Consider the following 17,788-nt stretch of genomic DNA (forward strand, 5'->3'; position numbering starts at 1 on the left):
GTGGTATGGTCCCGCTCCCCCGCCCGAGCACCGGAGTCGCAAGCCCACATGGCCAAGTCGATGGTGGAGCGTTACGAGCAGCTCCTCCGGCAGGACCCCACATCTTCCGTCTTCGTCGAACTGGCCAAGGCCCTGCTGGAAAAGGGGGACGCGGCACGCGCCATCGAGGTGTGTGAACAGGGCATCTCCCACCATCCGTCCTCGACGGTGGGACGCGTGCTCTGGGGCAAGGCGCTCATCCACCTGGGCCGCCCCGCGGAGGCGATGGAGCAGTTCGACAGGGCCATCGCCATCGAGAAGGACAACCCCTACGCCTACAACCTGATTGGCGAGGTGTTGCTCCAGCGCGGGCTGTACCGCTCGGCGCTGCCGCTGTTGCGAAAGGCGGTGGCACTGCAACCCAATGACGGCCGCGTGAAGCTGTGGCTGGAGCAGGCCCAGCAGGCGCTGGCCGGTGGACCGGCCCCCGTCTTCGCCGACCTGATGGGGCTGGAGAAGACCGCGTCGTCGTCGGAAGGGGAGTCCGACGGAGAAGCGAAGGCCGAGGGCGACGACGCCGAGCCCGCGCCAGTGGCCGCGTCTCCGATGGCGGCCGCGAGGCTCCGGGCCGCCGCGCTCGGAGATACCGCGAAGGCCGCGACGGCTTCGGGTCCCGGGGCCGCGAGGAACGCGGGCGCTCGTGCTGCCGCCGACCTGGCGAGCGCGGCGGCGGCGGGGGGGCGCGCGAGCACGGAGGACGTCTCCGCTCCCGAGCGCGACGCGGATTCGGCGGGGGGCGTGAGTGCCTCCGGCTCCACTGCTGACGCTGGAGCTTCCGGGGACACGGCGGCGGGCACCGGGGGCGCTCGCACCCGCTCGGGTGAGCATCCTGCCGCGTCCGCGACGGGGTCTTCGCTGGGGCTGATTGACCGGCCCGTGCCGGTGCTGCTGCCTTCGCTCGGTTCCGAGCTGCCGAGCCTGGACCTGTCGTTGTCGGATGAGGATGACGCTCCTCGGCCGTCGGGCTCGGAGCCCTTGTCTGGCGCGTCGACGGGGGAGGGCAGCGAGCCCCCGCCCCAGGATTCGCTGGGAGCTGCCTCCGACACGGCGGGGGCTTCTGCCGACCTGACGTCCACGGGCGAGGGTGAGGCGGGGACCGCGTCCGCCGACTCCGACGACGACGTGCTGCTGCGCTCCAGCGAGTTCACCACCGCGAAGCCGGTGATTCCCGCCGCGTCCGCCGACTCCGACGACGACGTGCTGCTGCGCTCCAGCGAGTTCACCACCGCGAAGCCGGTGATTCCCGCCGCTTCGGGAGGACTCCTCGGAGATCTGCCTCCGCCGGACCCCACCGCGCAGAATCCCGTGGTCGCTCGCGCACAGCCCGCGACGCGGGGCTCGGGCTCCAAGCGCTCGTTGCTCGACGACCTGCCGGAGGCCTCCGATGCCGCCGGGAGCGCCGCGAAACCCAAGGCGGGTCAGCCCAAGCAGGACACCGAAGCGCTCACCGCCGCCTACGAGAAGGAGCTGCGCCAGAAGCTGGTGCGCGAGGCGGCGAAGACGTCCTTCCTCAAGCGCAACGGCGTGAAGGTCGCCGGAGTGACGGCGCTGGCGATGGTGCTCATCACCATCGTCGTCGGCTTCCTCCGGATTCGCGCGGCCACTGGTGGCCAGACGCTGAACGAGGCGCTGGCCCGGGCCGAGGACCTCATCACCCAGGACACGCGCGCCTCGCTGGATGGGGCGTTGCAGCAACTGGGGCGCGCCCTGGAGATGGACGAGGGCAGCAGCCGCGCCTGGGCCCTCACGGCCTGGACGCATGCGCTCCTCTTCTCGGACCACGGCATGTCTCCGGAGGACCGCCTCAAGGCGCTGGAGGCCCTGGAGAAGCCGGGCGTGAAGGAGGCCGCGCCGGGACTGGTGCTCACCACCAATGTCCTCGTGGCGGATGACCGGGGACGGGAGCCGGCGCGCCGCGCGCTGCTCACCGCGATGGACGAGAGCACCGAGGCCCAGGCGCTCGCGGCCAGCATCCTCCTGGCGTCGAAGGACGAGAAGAAGGCGCTGGAGCGGTTCGACCGCGCGCTGCGAACCTCGCCCGCCAACGTGCGGGCCCTGGTGGCGCTGGGCGGCTACTACCTGGCGTCGGAGGACTTCCCGCACGCCATCGAGATGTTCGAGAAGGCGCGCACCAAGTCTCCCAAGCACCCCGTGGCGCGCATCGGTCAGGCGGAGGCCCGGCTCGCGCTGGAGCAGGAGCTGGACGCCTCGCTCGCGGATGTGGCGCCGCTCGCGGAGGACAAGGCGCTGCCGGCGGACCTCAAGTCGCGCCAGCAGTTGGTGCACGGCCGGTTGTTGTCCGCCGTGGGCAAGCACGACGAGGCGCGCACGTTGCTGGGGAAGGGCACGCAGGGGGCACTGGCCTTCGACTTCCAGCTCGCGCTGGGGGCCGCCAGTCGCGCCGCGGGGAAGCTGGATGCGGCGCAGGCCGCGTACGAGGCGGCCCTGAAGCTGCAACCCAAGAGCGACGAGGCCCGTGAGGGGTTGGGCCGCACGCTGCTGGACAGGGACCGCGAGCGCGACGTGCTGACGCGCCTGGAGGCCGACAGTGGCCGCAAGGTGTCCCTGGTGCGAGGCGCGGCGTACGCGCGGCTCGGGGATTGGAAGCGCGCCCGCGCGGAGCTCGCGCGCACGCGGGTGAACGAGCGCTACCCTCCGGAGGCCGTGTCGCTCCTGGCCCTGGCGGATGCGGCCGAGGGCAACGCGCCCCAGGCCCGCGAGCTGCTCGAGAAGGCGCTGGCCGCCTCCAAGCGCCCGCGCAACGACATGCGACTGGCGCTGGGGCAGGTGTACTGGCGTGAGCGCGCCTTCGACAAGGCGCAGGCCCAGTTCGAGGAGGCGCAGAAGGACCCGCGCGACTACGAGGCCTCCTGCTCGCTGGGGCGGCTGCTCCTATCTCGTGGCCTGCCGGACATGGCCCTCAAGCCGTTGACGCAGGCGGTGGAGCGCAACGGCGCGCACGGCGAGTCGCGCGACGCGCTGGGCCGCACGCTGCTGGCGATGGGGCGTACTCCGGAGGCCCTCAAGCAGTTTGAAGCCTGGCAACTGGACAACCCCGGCAGCGCCGCCGCGCACAAGGGCTTCGCGCTGGCCCTCTTCCACGCCGGACGCCGCAAGGAGGCGGAAGGGGCCGCGGGTCGCTCGGCGAAGCTGGCGCCCGACGACGCGGAGGCGCACCGGCTGCGCGCGGCCATCCTGTTCGCCTCGGGTGACGCGAAGAGTGGCTTCTCCGCGCTGGAGCGCGCCAACAAGCTGGACCCGAAGGACCCGGACACCTTTTGCGAGATTGCCCATGCCTTCCTGCGACAGGGCAACGTGGACAACGCGGACGCGGCCTTCGCGGCGGCTCGGCGCGAGGGGTCTGACGCCACCTGTGGCCGGGTGGGCGAACTCTACGTGCAGCTCCCCGGCGGAGGCCGAGGGGCGGCGCGGACGCTGGAGGACCTGGCCTCGCGCGCGCCCACCGTCTGGGACAAGGCCTTCGCCCAGGCCGCCATGGCCCGCGTGCTGTTGGGGGCCGGCGTGTTGAAGGACGCGCGGGCGGCGGCGGAGGAGGCGGTGCGGCTGGCGCCGTTCCAGGGCCGCTCGCACCTGGCGCTGGGGTTGGTGGCCCTGAAGCAGCGGCAGGAGGCCGTGGCGAAGGCGTCGCTGCTGAAGGCCGTGGAGCTGGAGCCCACGGACGGCCCGGCGTACCTGGCCCTGGCGGATGTGCTGGTGCGCGAGTCGGCGGAGCTGAATCGGGCGGTGGAGTCCTACGAGGCCTTTCTCCGGCTGGCGGGTGGCAGCGAGGAGGCGGGGCGCGTAAAGAAGGCGCTGCCGTCCCTCAAGAAGAAAGCGGCTCGCTAGCGTGCGCCACCCTCCCTCTGGCCCCGGGCCCGAGTCCCCGCTGCTGCGCATCATGTGGGGCAACGCCTTCCTGCTGTCGGCGCTCTACCTGCTGGTGGGCGTCGTGGTGGAGGGCGCCTTGCGCCTGTTCCCCTCGAAGTTCCTCCAGCGCCTGTCACTGTCGTTGGACTCGCTGCCGGCGCGTGCGCTGGAGCTGGTCGGCGCCATGGAGCCGCTGCGTACGGCCTTCTTCAACGGCCGCATTCCCGAGTACGGGGTGCGCCTCATCTTCGGACTCACCACGGTGGCGGTCATCTTCCTGCTCGCCCTGGTGGTCGGCACCGTCATGGGCAGCCTGCGCTACCTCATCGCCCGAGGGATGCGCCGAGGCGGAGGCAACGGCCCGTAGCCTCTTCCGTCGCGAAGACGGGGGCACCGGCCGCGGGGCTCTTCGTCAGTTCGTACCCAGGGCCCGCCGGACGCGCGGCTTGCGTGGCGCCGCCAGGGGGGCTGCCTGGGGCTCATGCCCCGCGGCGCGCGCCATCAGGCAGATTTCGACGACCTTGGGGCCGAAGCGCTCCCAGCGACTCTCTCCCGTGCCCTTCACCGTGAGGAAGGCCTCCCGGTCGATGGGAAGCGTCGCCGCCAGCCCGAGCAGCGTGGCGTCGTTGAAGATGATGAAGGGCGCGACGCCCAGGTCCTTCGACAGCTCCTTGCGCCAGCGACGAAGCTCCGTGGAGGCCAGCTCGCTGTAGTTCAGCACCGGCTGCGCCGAGGCCGACGTGCGGCCTCGGGACGCGGTCGGCCCGCTCGAGAGCAGCACGGGCATCTTCGCGGGTGTGCACACGTCGCAGTTGCCGCAGGAGGCCTCCACGTCCTGCTGACCGAAGTAGTGGAGGACGGCGCGCCGCCGGCAGCGCTGCTCCCGGTCCGCGTAGGCGTAGTCCGTCATCCGCCGCAGGAGCTGGAGGTTCTGCCGCTCCTGCTCCCGGACGTGGCTCAGGTCCATGCCCAGTTCGCGGAAGGGCAGCCGCGCCAGCGCTCGGATGGAGCGACCGGAGAAGGGCCGCCGCACATTCACCACGCCCGACTTCTCCAGCAGACCCAGCGCGTGGCGCGCCTCGTCCACCGACAGACCGACGCGCCGCGCGAGGATGGTCAGCTCCGTGGTGACCTGCCGCCCGAGGGGAAACGTCTCCAGCAGGGACTTCAACAGCCGCTGCGCGTCCGCCGCATGCGGGTGCGCGGCCTGGGCCTTCTCCGTCAGCGTCAGCCCGTGCTCTCCCTCACCCCGTCCCCCGCGCTCCAGCTTCCCGGCACGCTCGAAGATGCGCAGCGCCGCGGAGACCTCGAACTCACTGGCGTTCACCATCCCCGCCAGCACGTGCACGCCCCGCTCGAACTCCTCCACCGACTGGAGCACGCCCCACACGTCCGCGAGCACCGTCTCCGACGGGTGGCTGCCCTGGATGAGCCGCTCCTGGGTGTACACGTCCGAGTGGTTGAACAGCAGCACCGCGCGCGCGTCGCCGCCGTCCCGGCCCGCTCGGCCGATCTCCTGGTAGTACGCCTCCACCGCCCTGGGGATGTTGGCGTGCGCGACGAAGCGGATGTCCGACTTGTCGATGCCCATGCCGAACGCATTGGTGGCCACCGCCACCGCGTCCTTCGTGGACATGAAGGTGTCCTGCGCCCGCCTCCGCGCGTCGTCCTCCATGCCCGCGTGGTACAGCACCGCCTTCAGGCCCCGGCCATGCAGCTCCGCGAAGATGCCGTCCGCCGCGCGGCGCGTGGAGCAGTAGATGATGCCGCTGCCTCCCAGCGCCGCCAGCCGCGCGCAGGCCTCGTGACGGTCCGTGTCTCCGCCGACTTCCTGCTTGCCCAGGAACAGGTTGGGCCGGTCGAACCCCATGGCGAACTCGCGGGGCTCCTTCATCAGCAGCACCCGGACGATGTCCGCGCGCACTTCCGGCGTCGCCGTCGCAGTGAGCGCCACGGTGCGCGGTGGGCGCAGCTTCTTGCGCACCTGGCCGAGCTGCGCGTACTCCGGCCGGAAGTCGTGCCCCCACTGGGAGATGCAGTGCGCCTCATCCACGGCGAGCAGGTCCACGCCCACGTCGAGGACCGTCTGGACGAAGCTCGCGCTCCGGAAGCGCTCGGGCGCCACGTACAAGAGCTTGTACTCGCCCGCGCGCAGCCGGCGCATCCGCTCCGCCCGCTCCAGGTCCGACAGCGAGGAGTTGATGAACGTGGCGCTGATGCCGCGCGCGGTGAGCTGCTCCACCTGGTCCTTCATCAGCGCGATGAGCGGCGACACCACCAGCGTCAGCCCCGGCAGCAGCGTGGCCGGGAGCTGGTAGCACAGGCTCTTGCCCGCGCCCGTGGGCATCACCACCACGGTGTTGCGCCCGCTCAGCACGGTGGAGATGACCTCCGCCTGCCCGGGACGAAACTGCGTCAGTCCGAAGTGGCGCACCAGGCCCTGCTGAGCTTCCTCGAAGTAGGGCAGGGCCAACGGCATCGCTCGCATGTTCACCATCCTGGCCCGGCCGTCAACGGAAACGGCGCCTCGCCGCCCCTCACAGCTCGAGCCCCGGCGGCACGGGGACAGCCAGGCGGGCCCTCCTCAGCGCCACCTCCAGCACGCGCAGCGCTGTCGCGTCCGGCTCCCGTCGCCCATCCACCACCACGTCCCCTTCACGGGCGTCCGCTGGCAGCTCCACGCGCTCCACCGTGCAGGCCCGCCCGGTCTCCAGCCGCACCACCTGTGCCCGCGTGTCCTCCAGCAGCTCCACCTGCACCATCCCCACAAGGCACCCCGCCATCACCCATCTCCTCCCGCCACGTTCCATTCCCGTTTCGACTCCCACTCCCCGTCCGGGAGCAGTCCCCGCTCCAGCATCGACACGAAGGCCCCGTCTCCCACCACCAGGTGGTCCAGCACCTTGAGGTTGAGCAGCTTCGCCCCCGCGACGAGGTGCCGCGTCAGCCCCACGTCCTGGACGCTGGGCTCCGGGTCCCCCGAAGGGTGGTTGTGCGCCAGGACGATGGCCGTCGCGCGGGAGACGAGCGCCGCGGCGAACACCTCCCGGGGGTCCACCGGGCACGTGTTCAGCGTGCCCTCCGCCACCCGCGCGTCATGCACCAGCACGTTGCGCGCGTTGAAGCACAGCACGTGGAAGACCTCCCGCCGCAGCGCGCCCAGCGCGGGGGTGAGGTACGCGTGAATCTCCCGGGGCGTGCGCAGCTTGGGACGCCGCTCCGGTGAACGCTGGGCGCGACGGCCCAGCTCCAGCGCCGCGAGCACCTGCGCGGCCCTCCGAGGCCCCAGGCCCGGCACCCCTCGGAGCTCCACAGGCTCCGCCTGCAGAAGCGCCTTGAGTCCTCCGCATCGCTTCAGCAGCGCCCCCGCCGCCTCCAGCCCGCCTCGCGAGCGCGGTGCCAGACCCCACGTGACACACAGAAGCTCCGAGTCGGTGAGAGCCTGTGCCCCCAACCGGAAGAGCCGCTCCCGGGACTGCTCCATGCCCCCGGGCGCGAGCGCCCCCACCGACTCCTCGCCCACCACTTCACCGCTCCCCGTCCACGCCCCGCCCATGCTCCACTCCATCCCGCCCACCTTCCCCGGCGCGGTGCTTGAGCAAGGCATGTGCCCGCTGTCGCTACCTGGGGCGCGGTGGGCCTACCCATCCCGTCTGGCGCGACAGGGCTCGACTCCCGGACGGTCACCCGCACACCACGGGCCCTCTCGGGCGGTGAGAGGTGGGCGGTGCGGGCCTGCTTTCAGAAGCGGGAGATGGCGAAGAACGATTTGATTTTGTCGTTCGTCTCGCGAAGTCGCTCGCTCAGCGTGCGGACGAACGTCCAGAGCAGTACGTACGCCAGGTCCTTGTCGGTGAACATCAGCTGGTCCAGCTTGGACCTTTCGATGGCCCACACCGAGCAGGAGATGTGGGCGATGGCGTCCGCGGAGCGGGGAGAGTCCTCAATAACCGCCATCTCTCCGAAGTACTGGCCGGCTTCCAGGATGGCGAGCGCTTCCTCTCCGATGCCGGGCACCGACTTGGAGATGCGGACCTTGCCGCTGGAAATGACGAACATTTCCTGGCCGGACTCCCCCTCGCGGAAGAGGAAGGCGCCCGCCGGGTAGTCCCTGGTGTGGCCGAGTTGCGCCACCTTGGCGAGCTGGCCCTGGGTCAAACCCTCGAACAGCGCAACCTTCTTGAGGAGCTCGGCATCCATGAGGCCAGCTTCGTATCACGCGCCCGAGGGCCTCTGGTACCTTCGCGGCCTCAACGGAAAGAGGGAGGAGCCACCCGTGGCGGAGGAGAAAATCAACAAGGTGACCATCATCGGCTCGGGGCCGGCGGGTTACACCGCGGCCATCTATGCCGCGCGCGCCAACCTGGAACCGATGGTGTTCGCTGGTGGGCCCACGCTGGAGCATCCCCAGCGCGTGCCGGGCGGGCAGCTCATGGTGACCACGGACGTGGAGAACTACCCGGGCTTCCCGGAGGCCATCACCGGCCCGGAGCTGATGGACCGCTTCCAGAAGCAGGCGGAGCGGTTCGGCACGGTCATCCACATGGAAAACGTGGTGAAGGTGGATTTCAGCAAGCGCCCCTTCGTCATCGAAGGGGAGAGCGGCATCCGCGTTCTCTCGGAGACCGTCATCATCTCCACCGGCGCGACGGCCAAGTGGCTGAGCGTCAAGGGTGAGGACATCTACAAGAACCGGGGAGTGTCCGCGTGTGCCACCTGTGACGGCGCGTTCTTCAAGAATCAGGAAGTACTCGTCGTGGGCGGTGGAGACACGGCGATGGAAGAGGCCACGTACCTGGCGAAAATCGTCAAGCACGTCACCCTCGTCCACCGTCGCGACTCGCTGCGCGCGTCGAAGGTGATGCAGGAGCGCGCGCTCAACAACCCGAAGATTTCCTTCCTGTGGAACTCGGCGGTGGAGGAAGTCACCGGCAACGCGAAGGGAATGACGGGCGCGGTGGTGCGCAATCTGAAGACGGGCGACAGCCAGCTGCTCAATGCCACGGGCCTGTTCGTGGCCATTGGCCACACGCCGAACACGGAGCTGTTCCAGGGCATCCTGGAGACGCACCAGGGCGGCTACCTCAAGACGGTGGCGGGCAGCACCCGCACGAACATCCCGGGCGTGTTCGCTTGTGGTGACGTGCAGGACAGCTACTACCGTCAGGCCATCACCGCCGCCGGCACCGGCTGCATGGCGGCCATCGACGCGGAGCGCTGGCTGATTGAGCAGGGCGAGTAGCCCGCTCACCACCGCGTGACGCATGCTCCAGGCCGGTCCGTCTCCATGGCGGACCGGCCTTCTTTTCGAGCCAGGCAAGGGCGGAACAGGACTCTCATGAGCACGAAGCAGAAGACGCTGGCGGTGCACGCCGGCACGCGGCTGACGGGCAGCAAGGCGGTCCCCGTCTCGCCCCCCATCTCCGTGTCCGCGGTGAGCTGGTTCGACAGCAGCGACGACCTGGACGGCGCGCTGGACGGCAAGGACTACGCCTATGCCCGCATCAGTGCTCCGAACACCACGCTGCTCGAAGAGGCGGTGGCGGCGCTGGAGGGCGCCGAGGCGTGCGTGGCCTACGCCAGTGGGATGGCCGCGCTGCGCTCGCTCTTCGAGGCCCAGGACTTCCGGCCCGGCGACAGGCTGGTGATGCCGGCGGACGGCTACGGCGTCACGCGCGCGCTCTACAAGAAGCTGTGCGCGGCGCTCGGCGTGGAGCTGCATGCGCTGAAGCTGACGGACGCGGGGACGCAGGCGCGCATCCGCGAGCTGAAGCCGCGCCTGGTGCTGGCGGAGAGCATCACCAATCCGCTGCTGCGCGTGGCGGACCTGCGCGAGCTGGCGAAGGCGTGCCGGGACGTGGGCGCGGCCTTCGCGGTGGACGCCACGTTCCCCTCGCCCATGGGGCAGCGCGTGCTGGAGCTGGGCGCGGACTACGCGGTGCAGTCCACCAGCAAGTGGCTCAACGGGCACAGCGACGCGCTGGGCGGCACGGTGAGTGGTGCTCGCTCGCGCATCGATGTGCTGCGCGCCGCGCGCGTGCTCTCCGGCGATGTGCTGGGCCCCTTCGAGGCGTGGCTCACGCTGCGCGGCCTGCGCACCTTGCCCGTACGGATGAAGGCCCATGCCGAACACGCGGCGCACGTGGCGCGGCGGCTTGCGGAGTCGCCCCTGCTGGAGCGGGTCATCTACCCGAGGCTGGCCTCGCATCCGGACCATGCGGTGGCTCGCGAGGTGCTCAAGGATGGCGGCCCCATGGTGTCCTTTGAAATCCGGGGCGCGGGCCGCCCCGAGGCCATGCGCTTCCTGGAGGCGCTCAAGGTCGGTCGACCCGGTCCGTCGCTTGGGGACGTGTGCACGCTGGTGATGCACGCGGCCAGCGCCAGCGCGCGACGCCTGACGCCCGAGGAGCGCGAGGCGGCGGGGATTCGCGAGAGCCTCATCCGGGTATCCGTCGGACTCGAGGACCCGGACGACGTGGTGGATGACCTGCTCCAGGCCGTGGCCCAGGGGGTGGGCCGGTGAAGATGGTCGATGTCGGCGCGAAGCCGAAGACGGAGCGCGTGGCGGTGGCCACCGCGCTCTTGCGCATGTTGCCCGCCACGCGGGAGCGCATCCTCGCGGGGAAGGTGGAGAAGGGGGACGTGCTCGCCGCGGCGAGGCTCGCCGGCATCATGGCCGCCAAGCGCACCCCGGACTTCATCCCGCTGTGCCACCCCATCGCCCTGTCCGGAGTCGAGGTGACGCTGGACGCCGTGAAGGAGGGGCTGTCCGTCCGCGTGACGGTGCGGACGGTGGACCGTACGGGCGTGGAGATGGAGGCCCTGACGTCCGCGTGCGCGGCGGCGCTCACCGTCTATGACATGTGCAAGAGCGTGGACCGGGGCATGGTGCTGGAGGCCGTCCAGCTCGAGCACAAGTCCGGGGGACGCTCGGGGACCTGGGAGCGGGGCTCGGCGAAGGACGGCGCGGGGGCGACTCGTGCCGCCCCGTCACGTCCACGCAAGCGCGCGAAGGGTTGATCGCGGACGCGCTTGCGAGCACGCGGGAAGGGGAGCGCGACATGAGTCCGCGTCCTCCCCGTTCCGTGCCCTGGAGGCGTGCGCGGGGAGGCGCTTCACGCCGCGAGGTGGAGCCGCATGCCCACCCGCCTGACGCAATTCCCGCGCGGTGAAGCGCGGCACGTGCGGGCTGCCCTGTGTCCGCTTCAGGACGTGGACAGTGTGCTCCCGAGCACGGCCTCCCCTGAACTCGTGCCCTCCGGGGCTCCCGCTTGTCGGAGCGGTCGTCCAGATTGGACTCTCGCCACCATGCGCCCAGCAAGCGCGGGAGGCCGTAGAGGAGGTCCAAGGGTGCTCAACGTCAGGACGACCCACTCCACCGTGGGGCTCCTCGCGCTCATGATGGGCATGGGCTGCAGCCCCGCATTCGGGGACGGGGACGGGGATGCGCCGGAGTCGCCCACGCTCGTCGCGGCGGGGGCCCACTCACGCTGCTCCCCAGGGGGCTCGGGCCGCCGCTCCATCTCCAAGGACCCCAAGGGCTGCCGTCAAATCATGTTCGTCTGCGCCCCGGGCGAGACGCCCTTCTTCGACGCGTGTGGCTGTGGCTGCGAGCGCAGGTAGCGTGCGCTACCGCTTCCTGTCCGCGTCCTCGCGCAGCTTCTCCAGGAAGAGTGCCCCCACCACGAGCGAGTGGGTGATGTGTCCCTCCAGGATGAGCCGGGGCACGTCCGCGCGCGGGTGCAGCTCCACGGCGATGTCCTCGGCCTCGTCCTGCCGGCCCGCATGGGCCCTCACGCAGTCCCGCGCGAGGAAGATGAAGCAGCGGTTGTCCTGCAGCGCGGGATTGGGATGCATCCAGCCCAGCGGCACCACGCGGCCCGCGACGTAACCCGTCTCCTCCTCCAGCTCGCGCGCCGCCGCCACGGCCGGGTCCTCGCCTTCCTCGACGAGTCCTCCCGCGAGCTCCAGCGTGTCCGCGCCGACGCCGAAGCGGAACTGCCGCACCAGCACGAGCGAGTCCTCCGGCGTCACCGCGATGACATTGACCCAGTCCGCGCAGACCACCCGTACGCGCGGATGCTCCTGCTCCGTCCTCGGGTCCGCCCACTTGTCCTCGCGGACCTTCATCACCTGATAGTCGTGCTCCAACCCAAGGCGCAGTCGCCGCCAGGGCTTCACCGTCTGGGACATGGTTGACGCTCCGGCCCCCCCGACACGGGCGAGGGCCTTGGGGTTTTCAGTTGAGCAGCGAGGCGCGCTCACGCAGCTCGCGGGCCGTCATCTCCAGGCGGTCGCGGTCTGGCGCCTCCGGCGACAGCTCCAGGCACCGCTCCACGTCGCGCAGCGCCGCGCGGTACGCCCCCAGGTTGGCCAGCAGCGCCGCGCGCGTGCGCAGCTCCCCGGGATGATCCGGCGCCAACAGGAGCAGCAGGTCCACCACCGCCAGCCCCCGCTCGCGGTCCTCGCGGCCCAGGTACACGCGCCGCAGGTTGGACAGCATGCGGTAGGCAATCAACTCCACCGGCGCCGGCGCCAGCATGGCCCGGTCGAACTTGAGCTGCGGCGCCACCCGCTTGAGCAGCTCCTCGCAGCCGTGCTCGGTGAGGATGTCGCCGTGGTGGAAGGGGTCCATCACCAGCTTGTGGTCCCCCGCGTCATGGGCGACGAGGAAGTGTCCGGGAAACGGCACTCCGTACAGGGGGATGCCCGCCCGACGCGCGACTTCCAGATAGACGACGGACAGCGTTATCGGCAGCCCCAGCTTCCGCTCCAGCACCTGGTCCAGGAAGCTGTTCTCGGGCGAGTGGTAGTTGTCCTCGTTGCCGCGAAAGCCCTCGATGTCCGACAGCACGTGGCGCAGCGCTCGCAGCGATGCCAGCGCCTCGCCCTTGTCGGTGAGCCGCTCCGACTCCACCTGGACCCGGCACGCCAGGACGTCCAGGACGTGCAGACACGCGGGGGCATCCAGCTCCGGCCTGTCCAGCGTGGCGATGGCCAGCGCGGCCAGGTCCAGACGCGGTGGCTCCGCGGCCAGCGCCGACACCAACCGTTCCCGGGCCAGCGGCGGGCTGAATCCTGTGGGGATGCTCACGGCCGCAACCACTAACCCACACCGGGCTTGACGGCAAAGGCAGGCAACCGAGCGTCAGAAGGTGGGCGGTGCATAGGGCAGCCTCCCCTTGATTTCCGCGCGCAGCCCCATTTGAGCCGAAATCAGCCCCGCCAGGATTCCGTCCTCGTACTCGAAAGTCGGGTGTTCCTTGAGTTCGGGAAAGTCGTGGGGATTGCGAAGCTCCTCGGGGGTGAGGTTGGGGACGGCCTCGCGGGCCAGTCGCAGCACCTTGGCCTGTTGCTGCGAAATCATCCGCTCGAAGAGCTGGGCGGACAGCTCCAGCATGTCCTGGGCCACTTCTTCCGTCATGTGCGTGCCTACTCCTGGGCGATGTCCCACTTGGCTCGGCGGTAGCTGTAACGGAAAGCGGCCTCATCCGCCTCTTTCGCGAGCCCCTCGCCCTCCCGGCCGTCCAGGAAGGCGACGAAGTCGAGCTGGCGGTTGTCGCGTCCGTGCTCGGTGTCGAAGAGGCGGACCAGCTCGTTGGCGGGCAGCGTGCGCCGGCCGACGACGTCCACCAGGGGCACCGCCAGGCCTCGCATCTCCTGCGAGGGCGCGTAGGACTTCCACACCAGCTCCGTGCACACCAGCGTCTGGTCCGAGAAGAAGTCGAAGTCGAAGTCGTACGGGCGGCCCTGGTACGCGAAGGCGCGGAGGATGGCGCGCGCCTTGTCCACGCGAGGCAGCCGCGGGCGCATGACGCCCAGGTAGTCCACGCGCATGCCGTGCTCCAGGCCGGTGAAGCTGACGCCCTCGCTGATGGACTCGATGATGCGGATGGGGTCGCCGTGGGAGTCCTTGCCGGAGTACTCGGCCCACTTGGCGGGGAACGCGCGCGCCAGGTGCGCGGTGAAGGACGCGGGCTTGCCGGGGAGCGTGGCCACCCAGGCCTTCACGTCCGCGTCCTCGTCGAAGTACGCGGCCATCTCCGGCGCGGTGCCGACAAACAGCTCCGCGTGCGGCCAGAAGCCCGGCAGGCCGATGTTGGAGAGGTACCAGTTCTGCCGCGCCACCATGATGTCGCCGGGCTCCATCTTCTTGAGCACACCCAGCACCTGCTCGCGGCTGATGAGCGGCTGGCCGGAGCGGTGCACGCGCGTGTCGCCCATCCACTCGGCCACGGCGCGCTGGACGGGGAAGAAGGCGCGCTGGGCGGAGTCCTGGGTGAGGTCCGTGGCGGCCTTGGCGAAAATCGTGGCGCCGCGCTTGGCGAGAAGGCCCCGAGCCACCTCGCTGTTGAGCTTCATCTCCTGCATCACCCAGGGCACGCGGGGGCCGTCCAGCGCGCCGGCCTTCACCAGCAGCGGGCGCAGCTGCTCCTTGTACGTGTCACCGGTGTAGAGCTGGGTGGTGGTGCCCACGTGGATGACCTTTTCCTTGAAGCGGGCGAAGGCGCGCGGGGGCAGGCCGAACTCGGGGGCGGGCTCGTCCAGGAGGACTTCCAACTGCTTGCGGCCTCCGGTGAGCTCCGCGTAGGTGAGGCCGTGGGCCAGCTCCGTGGTGAGCGCGCCGTGGGTGAGCAGGAAGCCCCAGGCGTGCTTCTTGGGCTGGGTGAGGGCGGGCACCTTCACGAAGTCCCAGTAGCGCTGACGGATGACCTCGGTGGAGACGAAGTAGTCGAAGAAGGCCGCCCACGTGGTGAGCAGCCGCTGCTTCTGGTCCGGCGTGTACGGCTCGCTCTGCTTCTGGAGGTAGAGGCCGCGCGACTGCTTCACCTCGTCCTGGAGACGTCGCAGGCCACGGGCGTGCCGCTCCAACTGCTCCAGGTCGGCCTGGGCCTGGGCGACGAAGGCGGCGTCATCGAGGGAGTAGACGCTCTTGGGGGCGGCGGCTGGCGTGGGCGGCGTGCTGGCGAACACGAGCCAGGCGAGCAGCAGGGGTGCGGCGGGCATGGATGGGGCTCCGGGCGACAGGGGCGGCGGGCGGCACTCTACCTCGGGAGGTGCCGGGGCGGCTGGCCCCCTGGCCGGGCAGGGGCGGGGAGGGGGATGGCCGGGTGGTCCGGCGCGAGCGCCGTCACCAGATTCCTCGTACCCAGTGACGCACGCCCGGGCCTCGCGGGCCGGGCAGAAAGGCAGCGCCAGATGGCATTCGGAACCGCGGAAGACCCCGGGCTCTCCATCACCCCTCACATCGACTCGGTGGACTACCCGTCGACGCGGGAGGAGCTCGTGGAGTCCGCCGAGGATGGCGGGGCCCCCGTGAGCATCATCAACGTCCTCAAGTGCCTGCCGAGTACCGAGTACGCGTCGCGCGAGGCCGTGATGAGGGACTTGTCGGAGGCGTCGAGGCGCTCCGCCCGCGGCGGGCTGCCCGACGATGACGGTGTGCGGCGGGACAGGCGCAACATCGGGCGGGATTTGGTGGAGAACGCGCCCGACGGCAGCACGCGTCACCCGTGAGGCACGGGCCCTCGCGGTGAGGAAGCGCTCGCGGGCGCTGGCCGTTTCTGCCAGCGTTCGCGGGCGCATGCGTCCAGGTCTCCTGTTGAGCTGTCTCGTGTTGTCCCTGACGTCCGCTTGTCGGAAGCCGTCCCCGCTGCGGGTTCCCGTGCCCGAGGTGAAGCCCCGGGTGCGCGTGTCCTTCCTGCCCCCCGTCGACCGGGTCCTCACCGAGTCCCAGCGCGGCGTCCGCGTCGTCGAGCAGGGTGGCTCCGTGCTGCGCGAGGAGGCGGAGCTGACCACCGAGTCCCGCTTCACGCCGAACGAGGGCGGCTGGTTGCTGACTCAGTCGGTGACGCACGCCAAGCAGTCGCGGGCCGGGGTGGAGGTGGAGGTGGAGGGCTGGGTGGACGATGTGCTCCTGCGCTTCGCGCTGCGACTCCAACTGGCGGCGGACGGCACGTTCGTGAAGCTGGTGTCTCCCGAGGCCGCGGCGGAGGCCGTGCGGCAGTCGGTGCCTTCGGGCGTGGACGCGAAGCCACTGGCGCGCTTCTTCGCGCCGGAGGCGCTGGAGGGGCGCACGCGGCGCGAGTGGGAGGCGAAGTTCGGCGGCCTGTTCCAGCGCCATCTGTCGGAGGGACAACGCACCTGGGCGGTGGACACGCTGCCAGCGGGCGACAAGCAGGTGGCCTATGTGCTGGAGCGCACGGTGCAGGGGACTCGGGACACGGAGTACGGTGACGCGGTGGTGCTGAGCCTGCGGTGCCTGGACGCGGTGCCTCAGGACGCGCCGGACGAGCTGACGGATGCGTGGGAAGAGGCGGGACGGCCGGAGCTGACGCCGGGCGTGACGTGCCAGGGTGAGCAGGTGATGGCGTATGGGCGCTTCGTGCCAGTGAGTCGCGAGCTCACGGTGAAGGCGCCAGTGGACGGGGCGGCGTGGACGGTGACGATGGAGTCGCGAGCACAAGGGCTTCAAGAGGAGGCGCGATGAGCTGGGAAGAGAACCTCATCAAGGACGAAGCGGGCGTGGAGCGCGTGGTGAAGAGCGCGCGGCGGGTGGCGGTGCTGGGGATGAAGACGGAGCAGCACTCGGGTCAGCCCGCCTTCTACGTGCCGGACTATCTGGCGAGCGCGGGCGTGGAGGTGGTGCCCGTGCCCGTCTACTACCCGGACGTGACGCACATCCTCGGCAAGCCCGTGTTCCGCCGGGTGGCGGACGTGCCGGGCGAGGTGGACCTGGTGGACGTCTTCCGGCGGCCGCAGGACATCGACGCGCACGTGGACGACCTCATCGCCAAGAAGCCGAAGGCGGTGTGGTTCCAGTCCGGCATCCGCAATGACGCGGCGGCGGAGAAGCTGGCGCGCGCGGGCATCCAGGTGGTGCAGGACCGCTGCCTGATGGTGGACCACCGGCGCTACGGCGGAAGGTGAGCGCCCTCCCGCGAAGGTCCGCTCACCACTGCGCCTGGGCGAACGGCACGGGAGGCCGGGCCAGGGAGACGGCGGCGGACAGGCGCGCCTGGTCCAACGCGTCGAAGCCGCGCTCCATGGTGGTGGGCGTCACCGGGGGCAGGTTGGAGACGACGACGTAGACGGGGATGTTGCGCCCCTCCAGCACGGTGAGCTGGAGGCGGAAGTGGTCGCGGCGCAGCGCCGCCGAGCCCGCCGCGAGCCCCTGCGCGTACGCCATGGGGCCACCCACCACCTTGCGCGTCTTGCTGGGCAGGAAGTGCACGAGGATGGCGTCCAAGTCCTTCCCCACGTTGCTGTCATGCAGCGACAGCGCGGGCGCCTTGTCCACCAGGCCGCCGTCCCAGTACAGGTTGCCCTCCAGCGGCACCGCGCGGAACAGGCCCGGGTACGCACAGGTGGCGTGGACGCGCGGGGCCAGCTCTCCCGAGGTGAACACCTCGTGGCTGCCCAGCGTGAGGTTCGCGCCGACGAGCAACAGCGGGTGCGGCAGGTCCTCGAACGTCCTGGCGCCCAGCGTGTCCTCGAGCAGCCTCCGGAAGCGCTCTCCCTTGAGGAGCCCCGTCAGCCCATGGCCGCTGGCGTCCGCGTTCAGCACCGCGCCAATCGGATCCGGGTCCCAGAAGTTGGCGCGCGTCTGGCGCAGCACCAACTCCTCGATGGCGTGCACCGGCATCCCCGCCGCCGCGTAGGCCGCCACCATGCCGCCCGCGCTCGTCCCCGCGTACGCATGCGGCTTGAGCCCCGAACTCGTCAGCCCCTTGAGGAAGCCGGCGTGCCCGTAGAAGCCGAAGTAGCCCGCGGAGAGGACCAGGCCAAACCGCTTGCCTTCAAGGAGCTGGTGCAGGGAGGGAGAAGCCATGTCCCACATCTACCACTGTCCGCCATGAAGCACGCAGTGCGTCGAAAGTCC

At 70.6% G+C, this 17,788-nt stretch carries 18 protein-coding genes; 9 read left to right on the plus strand and 9 right to left on the minus strand.

Annotated features, from left to right (window positions below; genetic code table 11):
* The first annotated feature begins 48 nt into the window (after window positions 1-48).
* The gene (locus HUA74_RS38155) at window positions 49-3,885 is read left to right on the plus strand and encodes a tetratricopeptide repeat protein (RefSeq protein WP_174458534.1); all 3,837 of its coding nucleotides are present in this window, start codon (window positions 49-51) and stop codon (window positions 3,883-3,885) included.
* Between the two features lie 52 nt (window positions 3,886-3,937).
* Complete coding sequence (locus tag HUA74_RS38160) at window positions 3,938-4,273, plus strand: hypothetical protein (protein WP_141648995.1); 336 nt, start codon at window positions 3,938-3,940, stop codon at window positions 4,271-4,273.
* 45 nt (window positions 4,274-4,318) lie between these two features.
* Here the strand turns inward: HUA74_RS38160 and HUA74_RS38165 are convergent, their stop codons facing one another.
* The 4 genes from HUA74_RS38165 to HUA74_RS38180 all read right to left on the minus strand — a co-directional run bounded on the left by HUA74_RS38165 (window position 4,319) and on the right by HUA74_RS38180 (window position 8,106).
* Window positions 4,319-6,403, minus strand: a complete 2,085-nt coding sequence (locus HUA74_RS38165) for an ATP-dependent DNA helicase RecQ (protein WP_141648993.1) — start codon at window positions 6,401-6,403, stop codon at window positions 4,319-4,321.
* A gap of 40 nt (window positions 6,404-6,443) precedes the next feature.
* Entirely contained in the window at window positions 6,444-6,689 is a 246-nt protein-coding gene (locus HUA74_RS38170) for a DUF3006 domain-containing protein (protein WP_141648994.1), read from the minus strand.
* Window positions 6,689-7,474 (minus strand): DNA repair protein RadC, encoded by a 786-nt coding sequence (gene radC / locus HUA74_RS38175; protein WP_174458598.1) that lies wholly within the window; start codon window positions 7,472-7,474, stop codon window positions 6,689-6,691. The genes HUA74_RS38170 and radC overlap by 1 nt, the downstream gene beginning before the upstream one ends.
* Before the next feature lie 173 nt (window positions 7,475-7,647).
* A complete protein-coding gene (locus HUA74_RS38180; protein ID WP_141649135.1) occupies window positions 7,648-8,106 on the minus strand; it encodes a cyclic nucleotide-binding domain-containing protein in 459 nt (152 codons plus the stop codon).
* Window positions 8,107-8,182: 76 nt separating this feature from the next.
* Here HUA74_RS38180 and trxB point away from each other — a divergent pair, with 76 nt between their 5' ends.
* The 4 genes from trxB to HUA74_RS38200 all read left to right on the plus strand — a co-directional run bounded on the left by trxB (window position 8,183) and on the right by HUA74_RS38200 (window position 11,529).
* Window positions 8,183-9,148, plus strand: a complete 966-nt coding sequence (gene trxB, locus HUA74_RS38185) for a thioredoxin-disulfide reductase (protein ID WP_141649140.1) — start codon at window positions 8,183-8,185, stop codon at window positions 9,146-9,148.
* 96 nt (window positions 9,149-9,244) lie between these two features.
* Entirely contained in the window at window positions 9,245-10,429 is a 1,185-nt protein-coding gene (locus tag HUA74_RS38190) for a PLP-dependent aspartate aminotransferase family protein (protein WP_174458535.1), read from the plus strand.
* The gene (moaC, locus tag HUA74_RS38195) at window positions 10,426-10,926 is read left to right on the plus strand and encodes a cyclic pyranopterin monophosphate synthase MoaC (RefSeq protein ID WP_371745701.1); all 501 of its coding nucleotides are present in this window, start codon (window positions 10,426-10,428) and stop codon (window positions 10,924-10,926) included. The genes HUA74_RS38190 and moaC overlap by 4 nt, the downstream gene beginning before the upstream one ends.
* 330 nt (window positions 10,927-11,256) lie before the next feature.
* Window positions 11,257-11,529, plus strand: a complete 273-nt coding sequence (locus HUA74_RS38200) for a hypothetical protein (RefSeq protein ID WP_174458536.1) — start codon at window positions 11,257-11,259, stop codon at window positions 11,527-11,529.
* A 6-nt stretch (window positions 11,530-11,535) separates the two neighbouring features.
* Here HUA74_RS38200 and HUA74_RS38205 read toward each other — a convergent pair whose 3' ends face one another.
* From HUA74_RS38205 to HUA74_RS38220, 4 genes are all read right to left on the minus strand, one after another.
* Window positions 11,536-12,099 (minus strand): NUDIX hydrolase, encoded by a 564-nt coding sequence (locus HUA74_RS38205; protein ID WP_141649138.1) that lies wholly within the window; start codon window positions 12,097-12,099, stop codon window positions 11,536-11,538.
* Window positions 12,100-12,145: 46 nt separating this feature from the next.
* A complete protein-coding gene (locus tag HUA74_RS38210) occupies window positions 12,146-12,970 on the minus strand; it encodes a SirB1 family protein (RefSeq protein WP_141649142.1) in 825 nt (274 codons plus the stop codon).
* A gap of 84 nt (window positions 12,971-13,054) precedes the next feature.
* Window positions 13,055-13,330: a hypothetical protein gene (locus HUA74_RS38215; RefSeq protein ID WP_141649139.1), complete on the minus strand. Its 276-nt coding sequence runs from the start codon at window positions 13,328-13,330 to the stop codon at window positions 13,055-13,057.
* Window positions 13,331-13,338: 8 nt separating this feature from the next.
* Complete coding sequence (locus HUA74_RS38220) at window positions 13,339-14,913, minus strand: YiiX/YebB-like N1pC/P60 family cysteine hydrolase (protein ID WP_174458537.1); 1,575 nt, start codon at window positions 14,911-14,913, stop codon at window positions 13,339-13,341.
* A 192-nt stretch (window positions 14,914-15,105) separates the two neighbouring features.
* Between HUA74_RS38220 and HUA74_RS38225 the strand changes: the two genes are divergently transcribed.
* From HUA74_RS38225 to HUA74_RS38235, 3 genes are all read left to right on the plus strand, one after another.
* On the plus strand, window positions 15,106-15,423 hold the full coding sequence (locus tag HUA74_RS38225; RefSeq protein ID WP_141648115.1) for a DUF2795 domain-containing protein: 318 nt from the start codon (window positions 15,106-15,108) through the stop codon (window positions 15,421-15,423).
* A gap of 67 nt (window positions 15,424-15,490) precedes the next feature.
* Window positions 15,491-16,396, plus strand: coding sequence for a hypothetical protein (locus HUA74_RS38230; protein ID WP_174458538.1), 906 nt, complete (start codon window positions 15,491-15,493; stop codon window positions 16,394-16,396).
* On the plus strand, window positions 16,393-16,836 hold the full coding sequence (locus HUA74_RS38235; protein WP_141648117.1) for a CoA-binding protein: 444 nt from the start codon (window positions 16,393-16,395) through the stop codon (window positions 16,834-16,836). The genes HUA74_RS38230 and HUA74_RS38235 overlap by 4 nt, the downstream gene beginning before the upstream one ends.
* Before the next feature lie 22 nt (window positions 16,837-16,858).
* On the opposite strand, the gene HUA74_RS38240 is transcribed toward HUA74_RS38235, so the two are convergent.
* Window positions 16,859-17,746 carry a patatin-like phospholipase family protein gene (locus tag HUA74_RS38240; protein ID WP_371745700.1) on the minus strand — a complete coding sequence of 296 codons (888 nt, stop codon included), beginning with the start codon at window positions 17,744-17,746 and terminating at the stop codon, window positions 16,859-16,861.
* Window positions 17,747-17,788 lie beyond the last annotated feature (42 nt).

The organism is Myxococcus sp. CA051A, assembly GCF_013336705.1.
Taxonomy (GTDB): Bacteria; Myxococcota; Myxococcia; order Myxococcales; family Myxococcaceae; genus Myxococcus; species Myxococcus llanfairpwllgwyngyllgogerychwyrndrobwllllantysiliogogogochensis.

Coding starts and splice junctions, on each gene's coding strand:
- HUA74_RS38170 (WP_141648994.1), bottom strand. CDS start 6,689: ATGGCGGGGTGCCTTGTGGGGATGGTGCAGGTGGAGCTGCTGGAGGAC.
- HUA74_RS38240 (WP_371745700.1), bottom strand. CDS start 17,746: ATGTGGGACATGGCTTCTCCCTCCCTGCACCAGCTCCTTGAAGGCAAG.
- HUA74_RS38165 (WP_141648993.1), bottom strand. CDS start 6,403: ATGGTGAACATGCGAGCGATGCCGTTGGCCCTGCCCTACTTCGAGGAA.
- HUA74_RS38215 (WP_141649139.1), bottom strand. CDS start 13,330: ATGACGGAAGAAGTGGCCCAGGACATGCTGGAGCTGTCCGCCCAGCTC.
- HUA74_RS38180 (WP_141649135.1), bottom strand. CDS start 8,106: ATGGATGCCGAGCTCCTCAAGAAGGTTGCGCTGTTCGAGGGTTTGACC.
- HUA74_RS38225 (WP_141648115.1), top strand. CDS start 15,106: ATGGCATTCGGAACCGCGGAAGACCCCGGGCTCTCCATCACCCCTCAC.
- radC (WP_174458598.1), bottom strand. CDS start 7,474: ATGGAGTGGAGCATGGGCGGGGCGTGGACGGGGAGCGGTGAAGTGGTG.
- HUA74_RS38155 (WP_174458534.1), top strand. CDS start 49: ATGGCCAAGTCGATGGTGGAGCGTTACGAGCAGCTCCTCCGGCAGGAC.
- HUA74_RS38190 (WP_174458535.1), top strand. CDS start 9,245: ATGAGCACGAAGCAGAAGACGCTGGCGGTGCACGCCGGCACGCGGCTG.
- HUA74_RS38235 (WP_141648117.1), top strand. CDS start 16,393: ATGAGCTGGGAAGAGAACCTCATCAAGGACGAAGCGGGCGTGGAGCGC.
- HUA74_RS38230 (WP_174458538.1), top strand. CDS start 15,491: ATGCGTCCAGGTCTCCTGTTGAGCTGTCTCGTGTTGTCCCTGACGTCC.
- HUA74_RS38220 (WP_174458537.1), bottom strand. CDS start 14,913: ATGCCCGCCGCACCCCTGCTGCTCGCCTGGCTCGTGTTCGCCAGCACG.
- HUA74_RS38205 (WP_141649138.1), bottom strand. CDS start 12,099: ATGTCCCAGACGGTGAAGCCCTGGCGGCGACTGCGCCTTGGGTTGGAG.
- HUA74_RS38160 (WP_141648995.1), top strand. CDS start 3,938: ATGTGGGGCAACGCCTTCCTGCTGTCGGCGCTCTACCTGCTGGTGGGC.